Genomic DNA, 16,224 nt, shown 5'->3' with positions numbered 1-16,224 from the left:
AGATAAGATAAAACCAAAACGGTATAAATCAAAAAAGCTTGACGATAATAGAATCGTCAAGCTTTAAATTATAAATTTAATCCATCAATAATCTGTATCGTTTATTTAGGACTAGACAATTTGCCCTAAACTTTACAGGCTAATCAATTTATTTCTGAATCTACAGTACCGCAATTAAGCATTACATCTCCAAAATAGGGATTGAATACTTTCTTTTCGTTAGCGATCCAATATGCTCCTTTGCCGTCAAATGCCATTGGACAATATTGATAATACAAAGTCCCCGAAGTGATATTTTCTTCTACTAAAGTCTTAACTCCGGCTGTAAGGTTTTCAAATTGAGCACGCTGCTCATTGATGTTTTCTGAATTTGCTATTGCTTCTGCAGCTTTCATAAGGCTGGCTTCCACCTCTACCGCTTCAATACTAATTACTAATTTCTGCGCCAGTGTTTGCGCAGCTTCAGCATCAGTATTTACTAAAGCTATTTTTAAAGCATTATAATCGTCATAAACCTGAGCTACTTCCGCATTTCGAAATTCGGCATCTCGTTTAGCTCCAGAATACGCTAACTCATGAGTCCCTTCTTCCTGATTTACTGTAACCGTTTCCTGATTAGATTTCTTTTCGCCGCAGGCTAAAACCAACACGCCAACAAGTGTTAAAGCTATTTTTTTCATTTTCTCGATTTCTTTTTAAGAATCAAATATACAAACTACTTCTCGCTTCTAATTCTGTGATAGTAAAATGCCGGAACCAGTATTAGCAATAAAATAGGCTGAATTAAAAATCTGCGGATATAAAAAAGAAGTAAGCTGCATTCTGAAGTGTAATTCAATACAACTAAAGCGAAGCCAACCAAAAGGAGTATAAACACAACCAGGTACACTAAAAATGAAATTTTCACGATTCCGCTTTTACGAAATAGCTGAAACAGCACTGAAAGCGAAAGCACACTATTCAGCCAGAACCGAGCCGAAATACTGATCAACAACTTACTAAAATTGATCTCAGTAAGCTTTTCAGCATTCAAATAAATACCTTCAAAGAACACTAAAAGTGGATCATAAAATAACTGTTCTTGCCAAAAGCGAACACCAATCAATCCAGCTAATAGCAGAATGATTAAAACTATATTTAGTGTTTTCTTCAAGATTTCTGTTTCTTAAAACGGCTCACCCAAAATACCCACAAAAAGACCACCAACCCATAAATAATACCCGGAAAAACTATGTCGTGCAACATGGTTTTATATTCAGGATACGCATAGAGACCAATACTCAAAATCGCTATACGCAAAATATTGATTCCATAAACCAGTACTGAACCAATGAATACAAATGAGAACGTTTTGCCCCATCCCTGAAAAAAAGCAAGCACAAACGAAGCAAACAGAATAATAACACTTATCGCATTACACCCTTCTACCACCCGAGCGACAAAAACACCTTCGACAAATAACTTCATTGAAGGCTCTTTATCGTGAGGTTCAATTATGGAGGAGTAACCCATTTTATCAATAAGCCACTCACTTTGCTCGGCAACACGATGTGTAATATAATCCGGGTAATACGATTCTGAAAAATCAATGTTTAAATACTGCGCATATAAAAAGCTCAATACTAAATACACCCCTAAAAAAGTAAGGATAAACAAAAGTACCGACTTATATTTGCGAATTAATTGAATCAATCTGATAACGGTTTAGACCGCCCTAAAATACAAGAAAAATGACTTTTGAAGCCTTAAAACCTGAAGTATCAAAAATATTAGAAAGCAAAAGTCTTTCTGTAGAGCATCGTCTTGAAGAGGTATGTACGCTTTTAAAAGAAAACATCGCTTATTATGACTGGGTAGGCTTTTATTTTAAAAATGGAGATAAAGATGAACTCAAATTGAGTTCGTATGCCGGCGCACCCACAGACCATACCATCATTCCTTTTGGAAAAGGAATTTGCGGACAGGTTGCTGTTTCTAACGAAAACTTTGTGGTGCCAGATGTAAAAGCTCAAGATAATTACATTGCGTGTAGTATTACCGTAAAAGCAGAAATCGTTGTTCCACTATTTGTAAATGGTAAAAACATTGGTCAGATCGACATCGACTCTAACACGGCAGACCCTTTTACAGCTGCTGATGAGCGCTTTTTAGAGTGGGTTAACGAGCAAGTTGCTCAACTATCAAGCTAGGTCACACGCAACCTATTTGCATTATCCTCATCTCATAATAGACAACCTATTATGAGATTTTTTCTTTTTACACTTTTTAGTTTATGTATTCTAAGCTGCAACAATAACGACGACACCCCTGTAGACTGCTCTGCTGTGAGTTGTGCGGCATCAGGAATATATCTGGAACTCGTTTCTAATTCCGACGAAACCAATTTATTTGAAAACGAAACGCTAAGCGAGGAAAACCTAACGGTGACCCATACAATTACAAGTGAAGAAGTGAATTTTAGACTGTCTCAAGAATCTATTTTAATTCTCCCTACCGGAAGTTATACCGAAGAGTTTACCGAGGTTTCATATCAAGTTACTAATAACAACGAGGTTCTTTTCACTTTAAGTCTAGAAGCAAAGCGAGAACTCAAAGCAAATGTATGCTGCCCTAATGATAGCATTAGAAATATATCTTTTGGAGATACTACGACTGAACCACTAGACGAGGAACCGAATGCTTACAAAGTATTTTTAGATCTTTAAAACTACATACCGGTTCGTATCGCTTCTACCGGATCTAGACGCGAAGCCATAAATGCGGGAACAATACCTGCAATCAGCCCTATTATCACCGAACTTGAAAGCCCGAGTAATGCATTAGCTGTAGAAAGTATAAATTCAAAACTACCGGTAAATTGTGAAAGTATCACAGTAATAATCCACACCAAACCAAGTCCGATCAAGCCACCTATAACTGCGAGAATAATCGATTCAAATAAAAACTGAAGTAATATAAACCGGTTTTTAGCACCTAAGGCTTTTTGAATGCCTATCAAATTGGTACGTTCTTTAACGCTCACAAACATAATATTTGCAATACCAAAACCACCTACGAGTAAAGAAAACAGACCTATAAATCCCCCTATAGTAGACATCGTGCCCGTAATGTTATCTATAAGATCTGTAAACCCGCTAAGTTGATTAATAAAGAATGTATTTACCTCATCCGGTTTCAAGCCACGCACTTGTCGCAGTCTTTGGGTAAGCACTGCATTAAATTCAGGGATATCAACTCCTGCTTTAGGCTTTACTATTATTTGTGGAAATGCAGATTTATTATTGCTTCCGTAAATACGGCGCACAACATTTACCGGTAAGATCACCGTCCCATCTTTTGAGGGACCAAAAATACTATTTCCTTCTTTTTCTAAAACCCCAATGATCGTAAAACGCTGCCCATATAAACGCACTTGTTTTCCTAACGGATCTAAACTTCCAAACAATCCTTCAGCAATCTCCTCTCCTAAAACCAAAACGTTAGACCCGCTGTTCGATTCAGACTCATTAAAAAACCTCCCTTCCGCAAGCTGTAAGGCTTCTATATTATAATATCCATCAGTCACCGGAGCAATATTAACGCCAGTCACTAATTTATCGCCATACTTTATAGATTCTGCCCCTACATTTAAAACAAAAGATGCCGCTTCCACATCTGGAACATTTCGCTTTATATACTGATATTCTTCATAACTCACATCAGGAAACTGCTCCCGTTTCCATTGCGGAATATCAGTAGGACCAAAAGAAAAACGCATTACAATTATGGTACTGTTGTCTAGAGAAGAAAGGCTTCCTTTTATTTCCTGTTTTAATGAATCTACAGCCGCCAAAACCCCGATAATAGAAAAAATACCTATGGTCACACCCAACAACGACAAGAGTGTACGCAACTTATTGTTGCGCAATGCATTAATTGCAAAGGCCAGACTTTCTTTTAATACCCTAAGATAAATGAGCATAGAAGTGTGATGATTTGAATACAGGTTTGACGCAGAAGCGTGCTGAGTGTTACAAAATTATGCTAAGAAAATACAAAAAATAGCACCATACTTTAGTGGTTAAATTCATACTTTTGCACCCAAATTAAAAATTTCTTCATGAGTACTCCTATAAAGGCAAAAGCCGCATTGATTTCAGTTTTTAGTAAAGAAGGTCTTGAACCGCTAATTAAAAAGTTTAACGACCTGGGTATTACCCTTTATTCTACGGGCGGTACCGAGAAATTTATTAAAGACCTGGGCGTGCCGGTCGTACCCGTTGAAGATGTAACTTCATATCCTTCTATTTTAGGAGGAAGAGTAAAAACACTTCACCCTAAAGTTTTTGGCGGGATTTTAAACCGTCAAAACAATGCTAGTGATGTTGCCGAAATGAAGGAGTACAACATTCCGCAACTTGATATTGTTATTGTTGATTTATATCCTTTTGAAAAAACAGTAGCTTCCGGAGCTTCAGAACAAGATATTGTAGAGAAAATAGACATAGGGGGAATTTCATTAATCCGTGCTGCTGCTAAGAATTTTAAAGACACGCTGTGTGTATCTTCGGTTGATGACTATGAAGACGTTTTAGAACTCATCAGCGCAAATGAAGGGACAACCACTTTAGCAGATCGTAAGCGTTTTGCAGCAAAGGCATTCAATGTTTCTTCACATTACGACACCGCAATTTTCAACTACTTCAATGAAGAAGAAGTAGTTTACAAAGCAAGTTATACAGAAGGTAAATCGTTGCGTTACGGAGAGAATCCACATCAGAAGGGAACTTTCTTCGGAGATTTTGATGCAATGTTTGACAAACTTCACGGCAAAGAACTTTCCTATAATAACTTACTAGACGTTGATGCGGCTGTTAATTTAATGGCAGAATTTCAAAACGAAGATCCTACGTTTGCGATTTTAAAACACAACAATGCGTGTGGCCTTGCACAACGTGACACTTTGCATCAAGCTTATGCAGATGCATTGGCAGGAGACCCTGTTTCTGCTTTCGGTGGAATTTTAATTTCAAATAAAGAGATAGATAAAGCTACTGCTGAAGAAATTCATAAATTATTCTGCGAGGTAGTGATCGCTCCTAGCTATTCTGAAGAAGCACTAGAAATTTTAAAAGGAAAGAAAAATCGTGTTCTTTTAATTCAAAAGCCTATTAGCCTACCTACAGATCAGGTTCGCAGTTGTTTAAATGGTGTTTTAGTTCAGGATAAAGACGCTAAAACTGACAGCTTAGAAGATCTTTCTACGGTTACGAACAATAAACCCACCTCAGATGAGTTAAGTGATTTGATCTTTGCATCTAAGCTTTGCAAGCACACCAAATCAAATACGATTGTATTTGCAAAAGGAAAGCAACTTTGCGCGAGCGGTACCGGCCAGACATCACGAGTAGATGCTCTTCGCCAGGCTATTGATAAAGCAGTTTCTTTTGGTTTTGACCTTAAAGGTGCTGTTATGGCAAGTGACGCATTTTTTCCTTTCCCAGATTGTGTTGAGCTTGCGGATAAAGCAGGTATCACTGCTGTAATTCAGCCTGGGGGATCTATTAAAGATCAGCTGAGCATAGACTATTGTAACGAGCATAACTTAGCAATGGTCATGACCGGAACAAGACATTTTAAACATTAAAAAATCCGTATTTTTTAACTACATTTAAAGATTAACCTTTTAGCATAATCATCCTAATTTCCACCAGCGCTTATGGGCTTTTTTGATTTTCTTACCGAAGAAATAGCAATAGATCTAGGTACCGCAAACACACTAATCATACATAACGATAAAGTTGTGGTTGACAGTCCTTCTATTGTTGCCCGCGATCGGGTTAGCAACAAGATAATTGCTGCCGGTAAAGATGCTGCTATGATGCAGGGTAAAACGCACGAAAACATTAAAACTATTCGCCCGTTGAAAGATGGTGTGATTGCAGATTTTGATGCCAGCGAGCAAATGATGAGTATGTTTATCAAAGAGATTCCTGCTCTTAAAAAACGCCTTTTTGCCCCCGCTCTTCGTATGGTGATTTGTATTCCCTCTGGAATTACAGAAGTTGAGATGCGTGCGGTAAAAGAAAGTGCAGAACGGGTAAACGGCAAAGAAGTTTACCTGATTCACGAGCCTATGGCTGCTGCAATAGGTATTGGCGTTGATATTATGCAGCCAAAAGGAAATATGATTGTAGATATAGGTGGTGGTACTACAGAGATTGCCGTTATTGCATTAGGTGGAATTGTTTGTGACAAATCGGTTAAGATTGCAGGTGATGTATTTACCAACGACATCATTTACTATATGCGTACACAACACAACTTGTATGTGGGAGAACGCAGTGCGGAAAAAATAAAAATACAAATAGGAGCAGCTACCGAAGATTTAGAAGTTCCACCGGAAGACATGAGTGTTCAGGGTCGTGACTTGCTTACGGGTAAACCAAAACAGGTTCAGATCTCTTTCCGTGAAATCGCTAAAGCATTAGACAAATCTATCTTACGTATTGAAGATGCTGTGATGGAAACCCTGTCACAAACGCCACCAGAACTCGCTGCTGATATTTACAACACCGGTATTTACCTTGCTGGTGGTGGTAGTATGTTACGCGGTCTTGACAAACGTTTGTCTCAAAAAACAGATTTACCGGTGTATATTGCAGAAGACCCACTACGTGCAGTAGTTCGCGGAACCGGAATTACGCTTAAAAATCTTGCTAAATTCAAGAGCGTACTTATCAAATAATAGCATCGTGATTCATGCAGCAAATTGTCAATTTTATAATAAAGTACAGAAACTTTCTGCTATTTGTCTTTTTGCTGTTCATATCACTGGTATTTACCATACAGTCGCACTCCTATCACCGCAGCAGGTTTGTCAATTCGGCTAACTTTTTAAGCGGAGGTATTTATAGCGGACTCGACGACATCACAACTTATTTTGATCTAGAGACTCATAACGAGCAACTGGTAGAAGAAAATAATAGATTGCGAGCCAGGCTGCTCAATACCCGAGACAGTGTTTCTCAAAAAATTGACACCGCTACTTATCACAAGCGCTTTCAATTTACTACTGCCAAAGTAATCAACAACAACTACACGTTTAAAGACAATTTTCTGACACTCAGAGCCGGAAGCAAAAATGGTCTAAAACAAGATCTAGGTGTCATCACCAGTAAAGGTATTGTGGGTATTGTAGATAATATCTCTAAAAATTATGCTACTGTAATAAGTATTCTCAACAGCAATTCTCAAATAAATGCCAAGCTTAAAAAAAGTAATCACTTTGGAATTCTGGTCTGGAAGGGCGGCAACCCTAATATCGTAGACCTTATAGATGTGCAATCTAAAGCTCCGGTTAAAATGGGAGATACAATTGTAACCGGCGGGAAATCTACTATTTTCCCAGAAGGCATTGGCATCGGGACGATAAACTCTTTTGAGTTAGATCCCAGTGAAAATTTTTACACCATTAAGGTAAAGCTCTTTAACGACATGACTAATGTAGGTCACGTCTATGTCATTGAGAATTTGGATCGGGAAGAAATAAAAATGCTAGAACAACAGACAGCAGATGAACACTAGTATCACTCGAAATATCATCCGTTTTGTTTTTCTGGTTTTGGTACAAATTGCCATATTTAATCACATCAACTTTTTGGGCTATATCAACCCATACCCCTATATCTTATTTATAGTTTTATTTCCTATCGGCGATAATAGAGGTTTACTGTTATTCTTGAGTTTTTTACTAGGGCTTTCTGTAGATATGTTTAGTAACAGTGGCGGGATGCATGCGGCGAGTTGTGTTACTATTGCGTTCTTAAGACCGTGGATTCTTCAATCGATATTTGGTATTGCCTATGAATATAACGCAGTAAAAATTTCAAAAGCTGCATTTGGCGAGCGTTTGTTGTACATCAGTATTTTGGTTTTTACGCATCACCTCCTGTTATTTTTCCTCGAAAGTTTTAACTTTTCAGATATAATCTATATACTTAAAAAGACGTTGTTTAGTGGAGCCTTTACCATTCTGCTCTGTTTACTATTTCTAACCCTCTTTAGTGTAAAGCGTAAATGAGAAAAATTCTTCTTTTTTCAATTGTTTTGATTTCCGGTATTTTACTTACCGGAAGACTTTTCTATTTGCAAATATTAGATACTTCTTATGCAACTCTTTCGGTAAATAACGCGATAAAACGTGTCTATGATTACCCACAACGCGGCCATATTTATGACCGTAACGGCAGTCTTTTAGTAAGCAACCAACCTTCTTATGATGTGATGGTGATCCCACGTGAAGTAAAACCTTTTGACACTACAGAGTTCTGCGGATTACTAAAAATGACCAGGGAAGCTCTAAAAACGAGATTGGACAAAGCCCGGGTTTATTCGCCAAGATTGCCTTCTATTGTAATCCCACAACTCACAAAATCTGAATATGCGTATTTACAGGAAAAGATGCGCAAATATGAAGGATTTTATATTCAGAAGCGTTCCCTACGGGATTATCAGGTAGATTTTGGTGCAAATTTTTTAGGATATATTGCTGAAGTTAACCGATCTGATATTGAAGACAATCCATACTATCAATCTGGTGACTTAAAAGGAAGAACCGGCGTCGAAAAACAATACGAAGAAACTTTACGCGGCATAAAAGGTGTAAAATATATTCAGAAAGATCGTTTCAATCGGGATATTGGCGCATACAAAAACGGGAGTTTGGATACCATTCCAGAGCCTGGAAAAGACCTTACCCTTACCATAGATGCAGAACTTCAAAAGTATGGAGAAGAACTTATGGTTAATAAGCGCGGTGGAATTATCGCGATTGAACCCAGCACCGGTGAAATTTTAGCGCTTATCTCGGCTCCCAATTACGACCCTAGTTTATTAGTGGGTCGCCAGCGCTCTGCAAATTTCACCAAACTTTGGTATGATACCATTGCAAAACCACTTTTTGACCGCAGTCTTCAGGCAGAATACCCCCCGGGATCTCCTTTTAAAACGCTCAATGCTCTTATCGCGCTACAAGAGAATGTTGTGGACACTCAAGAAAGTTTTGCGTGTCATGGGGGTTATTATTACGGCTCCAGAGGTCGCAAATTAGGTTGTCACCATCATCCCAGTCCGCTCAGTATGGTTCCGGGTATTGCAAATTCGTGTAACGCCTATTTTGCCAATGTATACAGACGTGTGATTGACAAATATGACACCCCTCAGGAGGGTATGGATAGGTGGCACCATCACTTGGCTAGTTTTGGTCTTGGGCAATATATGGGTACTGATTTACCGACCGGTCGTCCAGGATACATACCAGACAGTGACTACTACAACAGAGCGTATGAATATCCAAAGTATAAGTGGTTTAGTACCGCTACAATTTCTAACTCTATAGGTCAGGGAGAAGTAAGTCTTACCCCTATTCAATTAGCAAATGTCACAGCTACTATTGCTAACAGAGGTTGGTATTACACGCCTCATATTGTAAAAGGAATTGAAGGTCAAACGGAATTGATCCCTGAAAAATACCGTACCAAAAATGTAACAACCATCGACCCAGCTAATTTTGAACCCGTTGTAGAAGGGATGTTTGGCGCTTATAATTATGGTACCGCTGCAGGTGTTCAAATCCCTGGTATAGAAATTTGCGGAAAAACAGGAACTGCTGAAAATTATACCAAAATAGATGGTAAACGTCAGCAACTTACAGACCACTCTATTTTCGTTGCTTTTGCACCAAAAGACAATCCTAAAATTGCCATTGCTGTTTTTGTAGAAAACGGGTATTGGGGTGGAAGATATGGAGGTAAAATTGCCAGCCTAATGATTGAAAAGCATATTAAAGGTGAGATCACCAGAACAGATCTTGAAGATTGGATTCTATCTCATAGCCTCGAAGAAGAATATGCAAAACCACTTAGTGGTAAACCTTTCCCAATTAATGATGGTAAGAAAATAAGCGGAAAAGTAGAAAAACCTATCTTATAATGGGGATCACTTCTCGGAACAACCGCGGTAATTTTGACTGGCTTCTTATTGTGATTTTTCTGGCTTTAATTGGTATCGGCTGGGTCAATATTTATTCAGCTTCTATAGATCCATCCGGGGTTTCAGATTTTTTTGATCTGAATAATTTATACACAAGACAATTGCTCTTTATTGGACTAAGCTTGCTAATCATCATCTTTATCCTTTCGCTTGATGCTAAATTTTTTGAGCGTTTTGCAAGTGTTATTTATGTCACCTCCATTCTGTCTCTTTTAGGCTTATTTATCTTCGGAAAAAATATTTCAGGAGCGACAAGTTGGTATTCTTTCGGAAGCTTTGGCTTACAACCCAGTGAGTTTGCTAAAGCGGCAACAGCACTAGCACTAGCAAAATACTTAAGTGATATTCAAACCGATGTGAAATCATTTGTGCATCAATTGCGCGCATTTGTGATCATCGCCTTACCCGCAATCTGTATCGTTCCCCAACCAGATCCCGGTAGCGCCTTAGTTTATGCAGCGTTTTTTTTCCCGCTTTATCGCGAAGGACTATCTGGTATTTATCTCATCATAGGCTCTATCACGATCGCGCTGTTTGTACTTACTCTTGCTTTTGGCCCTATTTATATCATTGCAGGAATTGTACTAATCGCACTCTTTTTATTGATTAAAAACAGAAAAAAACGCTTCGGCAAACGCTATTATTACATACTTCCCTTAGTCTCTATTGTATTCGTTCTGTCTGTAAATTACATCTTTCAAAATGTATTTGAGCAACGCCACAGAGACCGCTTCAATGTCGTTTTGGGAAAAGAAGTAGATATGAAAAGTATTGGTTACAATACCTACCAATCTGAAATTGCAATTGGTAATGGAGGCCTTACCGGTAAAGGCTTTTTAAAAGGCACCCAGACTAAAGGTAACTTTGTTCCAGAACAACATACCGATTATATTTTTAGTACCGTAGGTGAAGAATGGGGCTTTCTGGGAAGCTCACTGGTCATCATTTTATTTGTGGGACTGATGCTGCGCATCATCTTTTTAGCAGAAAGGCAGAAGAGCCAGTTTAGCCGTATTTATGGCTATAGTATTGCAGGAATATTATTTATTCACTTTTTAGTAAACATTGGTATGGTTACAGGTGTTTTCCCTACCGTTGGGATCCCACTACCCTTTTTTAGTTATGGAGGTTCCGGGCTTTGGGGCTTTACGATTTTACTCTTTATTTTTGTGAAACTCGACAGTAATCGGGTTAATGAATGGTAAGATCAGAATTTCCAATCCTTAAGTAATTTTTCTTTCTCTATTCTGTTTTCTTCGGAATTTTCAAGCTTCGGAAAGAAGTCAATGCCGGTTACAGCCTCTAAACTATCTACTGAAACTACAAAAGCTTTTAGATCTCGATCACTTTCGCTATGCGGAATCAAAAAGGCTAAGCACGTATAACCGGAAGCAGTTTCCCGAAGCACAATCTTATAAAAAGCACGAGGTACAATTACATTCTCATGCCCTATAGTCGCCAATGGATCAGCTAAAACTCCCCCGGTTACAATTGTGACTTTATCATATCCTCTTGCCCAGTCTCTCACTTGATTCTCTAACCTATTCCAAACACCGTTATTAAACTCATGCAACTGAGGACTGATGTTACTGGTTAAAAAAGTTTCATTATACGCCTGACTACTAAAACTACGATCACCGGCAGGACATAAATGACCGCGGTCATAACCACTATTTTTATAATTGCGCCAATCTGCCGCTCCGGTCATAACAGCAGCATCAATGTCAAAATACGGTCTACTTACCTCAACCCTTTTTAATTGATCAGGAGTGAGCATGTATGCAACCCAGGCAGCCTGTTCTGCAGGTTCATTATAACTTAGTGTATAATATTCATGATACACAAGGGTATTGCTTTCAGCCTTCGGAAAAAAGAAAGATAATTCTTGAGATTTCACAACTTCACCCGCCTTCACAAGCTCATTTTTCTCTTGATTCTCTATATATTTTTCACCTAAAACAATAAGCGTAATCACCACCATCATCAAAAGTGGATACGTATATTTTCTTTTCATTTAATTCACTCCTTTTACATCAAGGGCATCTCGCAGCGCATTACCCATAAGCATAAACGCCATTACCAGACTCATAATCGCAAGACCGGGAATTATCGCCAAATAGGCTTTCCCTAAAATAATATATGAATAATGGTCTTTAATCATCGCGCCCCAACTAGGAACCGGCGGCTGTGCACCAATACCTAAAAAGCTCAACCCACTTTCTATTAATATTGCACTGGCAAAATTTGCTGCGCTTATCACGATTACCGGTGCTAAAATATTGGGTAAAATATGCTTAAAAAGAATACGCATATCTTTATATCCTAAAGCACGTGCAGCTGTCACATACTGCGCTTCTTTTACACTCAAAACCTGCCCTCTAACAACACGTGCCACCTCAACCCACATTGTGAGACCTACCGCTATAAAAACCTGCCAAAAGCCCTTCCCCAAGGCAAGAGTAATTGCAATAACAAGAAGTAAGGTAGGTATAGACCAAGTCACATTAATAATCCACATGATGAAGGCATCCAGTTTACCACCGTAATACCCACCAACTGCTCCTAAAAACACTCCTATTATCAATGAAATCAATACAGCAATAAAACCGATACTAAATGAAATACGAGCACCAATAAGCATTCTGCTCAAGAGATCACGACCGTATTTATCTGTGCCCAAGAGAAACGTTTTTTCGGTTATAAATTGTACTTCAAAATCTCCAGTGGTTATAGCTGAAACCCCAAAATCCTCTAATGGGATGGCTTTAGTTAGCTCAAGTGAAGCATCTTCAGAATATGGGATATATTCTACTTCGTGATTACTAATTTCAAAAGAAGTAATAGGTATTTCAGAATCGGTATTTATTTTGCCTGTAAAAGCTGTACTCAGAAAACTTTGACCTGTAACTTCAGGTCCGGGAACGGTAAGCATTTTTACGGTAAAGCCGGGCTTTTTTGAATGGATTGCCAAATGCATTTGGTTGGCATTACGCGAATGATCGGGTGCAATGAGGTATGCAAAAAGTGCCACCAAACCACAAAATACGATGTATACAAAACTCAAAACGCCCCAGAAATTTCGTTTGAATTTCCGGAGCGCTAAATGAGTTAATGAACTAGCGTTTTCTGCCATAGGTTAATCCCTAACGTCAGCCAATTTACTTCTTCTAATATTATTTAGTTTTAAATCTTCCAAAACATTTATGGCCTCTTCCATATAAACATCTTTCGCAAGATCTTCATGCCAGCGCTCGCGCTTCTGCTTTAAAACAGTATCGTTCTCAAATTCCTTCAATTCATAAGGAAGAGATTTGTAGGTAAGATCTGACTTATACTCTTTTAAGGCATCAAACTGCTTAGCTTCTTCTTCGTTCTGCTTAACCTTAGCAGTGTATGCATCAATATTTAAAGGCCATACAGATTCATCCTGCTTGCTTTTGATCCACTTGGCGTTTTCTTCAATAAGTTGTAATTGCTTATTTTTTGCCATTCTTGCGTTACTGCTATTTATGGTTTGTTCATAATCTATGTAACCATCCCACACATCATAATCTGCCGCAGCTATTTTATCCCATGGTAAGGGGTTTTCTAAATCCTTCTCTCCTATGTCAATGTAGCTGTACTTGTCTGGAACAACAACATCACTCTTTACACCTTCAAGTTGAGTAGACCCGCCGTTAATGCGGTAGAATTTTTGTGTGGTTATTTTTAGAGCTCCCATATCACCCAGGTCATTTTGACGTAACCAACGATTAAGGTCATACACATTCTGAACGGTTCCTTTACCGTATGTTTGCTTACTACCTATAATAACTGCTCTCTTATAATCTTGCATCGCTGCAGCAAGAATTTCACTAGCCGAGGCAGAGATCTCATTCACCAATATCACAAGAGGTTTATCCCAAATAATCTCAGGGTCTTTATCCTTTAATATTTCGCTTTCAGCACCGTTAGATTTAACCTGAACAACAGGTCCCTCCTTGATAAACAATCCGGCGATATCTACAACCGTAGATAATGAACCGCCACCGTTACTTCTCAAGTCGATCACAAGACCATCAACATCCTGTTCCTTTAAACGGATTATTTCTTTCTTAACATCAGTAGCTGCATTACGCTCTTCAGCATTTTGCATGTCAAAGTAAAACTTAGGCAAATTAATCACCCCATAGTTGCGATCATCTTTTTCAACAGTAGTTGATTTTGCGTAAGTTTCTTCAAGCTCAACGACATCACGCGTAATCGCTATATTTTTAATAGAGCCGTCTTTCTTCTTTACGTTTAGTGTAACAACAGTACCTTTAGGGCCTTTGATCAACTCTACCGCGTCATCAAGTCTCATCCCAACAACACTGGTTGCAACATCCTCATCAGCTTGCTTCACTTTAAGAATAATATCACCTTCTTCAAGATCTTCTCCTCTCCAAGCAGGACCGCCAGAAATAATTTCTGTAATACTTATCTCGTTACTTTTTTTCTGAAGTCTTGCTCCAATACCTTGAAACTGACCGCTCATTTGCATATCAAAACGATCTTTATCTACTGGTGCAAAATAGGTCGTATGTGGATCAAACTCTTCAACTATAGTATTGATGTAAACCGAAAAATAATCTTCACGATCCAACTCATTAGCAAATTCAAAATACTCTACTAAAGATTTTTTTGTAGTTTCTCTAGACTCTTTTTCAATTTCACTTTTTGACAAAGCAGTATAACCTGTAGAGTCTTTAGCTTTTTTCGCTTCTTCCTCAAGACGGTCGTAGTAAATACCTATAGCACTAAATTTCAATTGATTTTCCCATCTAGACTTTAACTCATTAAGATTCTTCGCATAGTCCAGATTTTCATAATCTGTATCGATGACCTCATCTTTATTATAATCAAAAGGTTGCTCCAGAACTTCGTCATACATTTTTTTTGAATCCTCCATACGCTCTCTCAAACGCGTGTAAGCTAAATCAAAAAAGCTGATATCTTCATTACGAATCTGATCGTCGATCTGATCTTTATACTTCTCAAACTCTTTGATGTCACTCTGTAAGAAATAACGCTTTAAGGGATCTAATGAAGTCACAAAGTCATTAAAAACCTGCTCAGAAAATTCATCATTAAACTCTTTTGCATCATAATGCCCTTTTTCAAGAACATAAGAAATAAGGCTAATAAGCACTTTATCTTTTCCGGGATCTTCATCATTTGTTGTAAAACTGCAAGAAGCCGCAGCTAACAATAAGGCTAAAACAAGAACCTTTGCATTCTTTATCATAATATGTTGCATTTTCATCTTTTACTAGCAATCTACATTAAAAACCGTGCCACGGCTCATAATTGACGCCAACAATTTGTTAAACGTTAAGCCTCGTGATGGCTTGGTAATTTAGTATTTTAGCGGTAGAAAGCAAAACTAAATGGCAAATCAAAAACCACTAATTCTGGTCACTAACGACGACGGCATAACCGCTCCCGGCATACGCAGATTAATAACTTTAATGCAAGAGCTTGGCGATGTGGTTGTTGTAGCTCCAGACAGTCCTCAAAGCGGTATGGGTCACGCTATAACAGTAAATGACACCATTTATTGTGATCCCGTTAAAGAATTTCAAGATAAAAATCACAAAGAATACAGTTGCTCTGGCACCCCTGCAGATTGCGTTAAGATTGCTGTGCAAGAAATTATGCATCGCAAACCAGACATTTGTGTAAGCGGAATTAACCATGGTTCTAACTCATCAATAAATGTTATTTACTCTGGCACAATGAGTGCTGCTGTTGAAGCCGGTGTAGAAGGAATCCCCGCTATTGGGTTTTCGTTACTCGATTATGCTATAGATGCAGACTTTTCTCATTGTGATGTTTATGTAAAAAAAATCGTTCAAGAGGTTCTTAAAAATGGGCTACCTAAGGGAGTTGTACTTAATGTAAATATTCCCAAATTGAAAGCCAGCGAAATACAAGGCATAAAAGTAGGACGTCAGGCTAACGCTCAATGGGTTGAAGATTTTGACAAGCGCACCAATCCTATGGGACGTGATTATTACTGGCTAAGTGGTGAATTTGTGAACGAAGATAAAGGCGAAGACACAGACGAGTGGGCTCTGGCTCAAGGTTATGTTTCTGTTGTGCCGGTTCAGTTTGATTTAACTGCACATCATTTTATTGATAAACTGAATGACTGGAAATTTAATTCGTAAT

The 16,224-nt window shown here is 38.3% G+C and carries 16 protein-coding genes; 9 read left to right on the top strand and 7 right to left on the bottom strand.

The genetic code is table 11. From position 1 onward, the window contains the following. Positions 1 to 143: 143 nt before the first annotated feature. Genes DSM02_RS19290 through xrtF form a run of 3 tightly spaced genes read right to left on the bottom strand, consistent with a single transcriptional unit; the run spans position 144 to position 1,692 of the window. Positions 144 to 680, bottom strand: coding sequence for a DUF3347 domain-containing protein (locus DSM02_RS19290; protein WP_128767120.1), 537 nt, complete (start codon positions 678 to 680; stop codon positions 144 to 146). A 35-nt stretch (positions 681 to 715) separates the two neighbouring features. Continuing rightward, positions 716 to 1,153 (bottom strand): exosortase F system-associated membrane protein, encoded by a 438-nt coding sequence (locus DSM02_RS20845; RefSeq protein WP_164918347.1) that lies wholly within the window; start codon positions 1,151 to 1,153, stop codon positions 716 to 718. Continuing rightward, on the bottom strand, positions 1,150 to 1,692 hold the full coding sequence (gene xrtF, locus DSM02_RS19280) for an exosortase family protein XrtF (RefSeq protein WP_128767118.1): 543 nt from the start codon (positions 1,690 to 1,692) through the stop codon (positions 1,150 to 1,152). Before xrtF ends, DSM02_RS20845 begins: the two co-directional genes overlap by 4 nt. A gap of 38 nt (positions 1,693 to 1,730) precedes the next feature. Here xrtF and DSM02_RS19275 point away from each other — a divergent pair, with 38 nt between their 5' ends. Both DSM02_RS19275 and DSM02_RS19270 read left to right on the top strand, forming a co-directional pair. Then, positions 1,731 to 2,189, top strand: a complete 459-nt coding sequence (locus DSM02_RS19275) for a GAF domain-containing protein (RefSeq protein ID WP_128767117.1) — start codon at positions 1,731 to 1,733, stop codon at positions 2,187 to 2,189. A gap of 51 nt (positions 2,190 to 2,240) precedes the next feature. Further along, a complete protein-coding gene (locus DSM02_RS19270; protein ID WP_128767116.1) occupies positions 2,241 to 2,705 on the top strand; it encodes a hypothetical protein in 465 nt (154 codons plus the stop codon). A 2-nt stretch (positions 2,706 to 2,707) separates the two neighbouring features. Here DSM02_RS19270 and DSM02_RS19265 read toward each other — a convergent pair whose 3' ends face one another. Further along, entirely contained in the window at positions 2,708 to 3,961 is a 1,254-nt protein-coding gene (locus DSM02_RS19265; RefSeq protein ID WP_128767115.1) for an ABC transporter permease, read from the bottom strand. A gap of 138 nt (positions 3,962 to 4,099) precedes the next feature. Between DSM02_RS19265 and purH the strand changes: the two genes are divergently transcribed. The 6 genes from purH (at position 4,100) to rodA (ending at position 11,237) form a co-directional block, all read left to right on the top strand. Continuing rightward, positions 4,100 to 5,626 carry a bifunctional phosphoribosylaminoimidazolecarboxamide formyltransferase/IMP cyclohydrolase gene (purH, locus tag DSM02_RS19260; protein ID WP_128767114.1) on the top strand — a complete coding sequence of 509 codons (1,527 nt, stop codon included), beginning with the start codon at positions 4,100 to 4,102 and terminating at the stop codon, positions 5,624 to 5,626. 72 nt (positions 5,627 to 5,698) lie between these two features. Continuing rightward, on the top strand, positions 5,699 to 6,727 hold the full coding sequence (locus tag DSM02_RS19255; protein ID WP_073100671.1) for a rod shape-determining protein: 1,029 nt from the start codon (positions 5,699 to 5,701) through the stop codon (positions 6,725 to 6,727). Positions 6,728 to 6,741: 14 nt separating this feature from the next. Further along, positions 6,742 to 7,566 (top strand): rod shape-determining protein MreC, encoded by an 825-nt coding sequence (mreC, locus tag DSM02_RS19250; protein WP_128767113.1) that lies wholly within the window; start codon positions 6,742 to 6,744, stop codon positions 7,564 to 7,566. Further along, positions 7,556 to 8,062, top strand: coding sequence for a rod shape-determining protein MreD (locus tag DSM02_RS19245; protein ID WP_128762360.1), 507 nt, complete (start codon positions 7,556 to 7,558; stop codon positions 8,060 to 8,062). Before mreC ends, DSM02_RS19245 begins: the two co-directional genes overlap by 11 nt. Further along, entirely contained in the window at positions 8,059 to 9,972 is a 1,914-nt protein-coding gene (gene mrdA / locus DSM02_RS19240; RefSeq protein ID WP_128767112.1) for a penicillin-binding protein 2, read from the top strand. Before DSM02_RS19245 ends, mrdA begins: the two co-directional genes overlap by 4 nt. After that, on the top strand, positions 9,972 to 11,237 hold the full coding sequence (gene rodA / locus DSM02_RS19235; protein WP_128767111.1) for a rod shape-determining protein RodA: 1,266 nt from the start codon (positions 9,972 to 9,974) through the stop codon (positions 11,235 to 11,237). The genes mrdA and rodA overlap by 1 nt, the downstream gene beginning before the upstream one ends. 2 nt (positions 11,238 to 11,239) lie before the next feature. Here the strand turns inward: rodA and DSM02_RS19230 are convergent, their stop codons facing one another. From DSM02_RS19230 to DSM02_RS19220, 3 genes are read right to left on the bottom strand one after another with little or no spacing between them, the layout of a single operon-like run. After that, the gene (locus DSM02_RS19230) at positions 11,240 to 12,046 is read right to left on the bottom strand and encodes a DNA/RNA non-specific endonuclease (RefSeq protein WP_128767110.1); all 807 of its coding nucleotides are present in this window, start codon (positions 12,044 to 12,046) and stop codon (positions 11,240 to 11,242) included. After that, a complete protein-coding gene (locus tag DSM02_RS19225; RefSeq protein WP_128767109.1) occupies positions 12,047 to 13,165 on the bottom strand; it encodes an ABC transporter permease in 1,119 nt (372 codons plus the stop codon). A gap of 3 nt (positions 13,166 to 13,168) precedes the next feature. Further along, a complete protein-coding gene (locus tag DSM02_RS19220; protein ID WP_164918346.1) occupies positions 13,169 to 15,298 on the bottom strand; it encodes a carboxy terminal-processing peptidase in 2,130 nt (709 codons plus the stop codon). A 142-nt stretch (positions 15,299 to 15,440) separates the two neighbouring features. Between DSM02_RS19220 and surE the strand changes: the two genes are divergently transcribed. Then, on the top strand, positions 15,441 to 16,223 hold the full coding sequence (gene surE / locus DSM02_RS19215; protein ID WP_128767107.1) for a 5'/3'-nucleotidase SurE: 783 nt from the start codon (positions 15,441 to 15,443) through the stop codon (positions 16,221 to 16,223). Position 16,224: the final 1 nt, after the last annotated feature.

Origin of the sequence: Leeuwenhoekiella polynyae (assembly GCF_004104075.1) — a bacterium.
GTDB classification, from domain to species: Bacteria; Bacteroidota; Bacteroidia; order Flavobacteriales; family Flavobacteriaceae; genus Leeuwenhoekiella; species Leeuwenhoekiella polynyae.
Note: the sequence above shows the minus strand (reverse complement) of the source record. Positions and strands in the feature narration are given on the sequence as shown.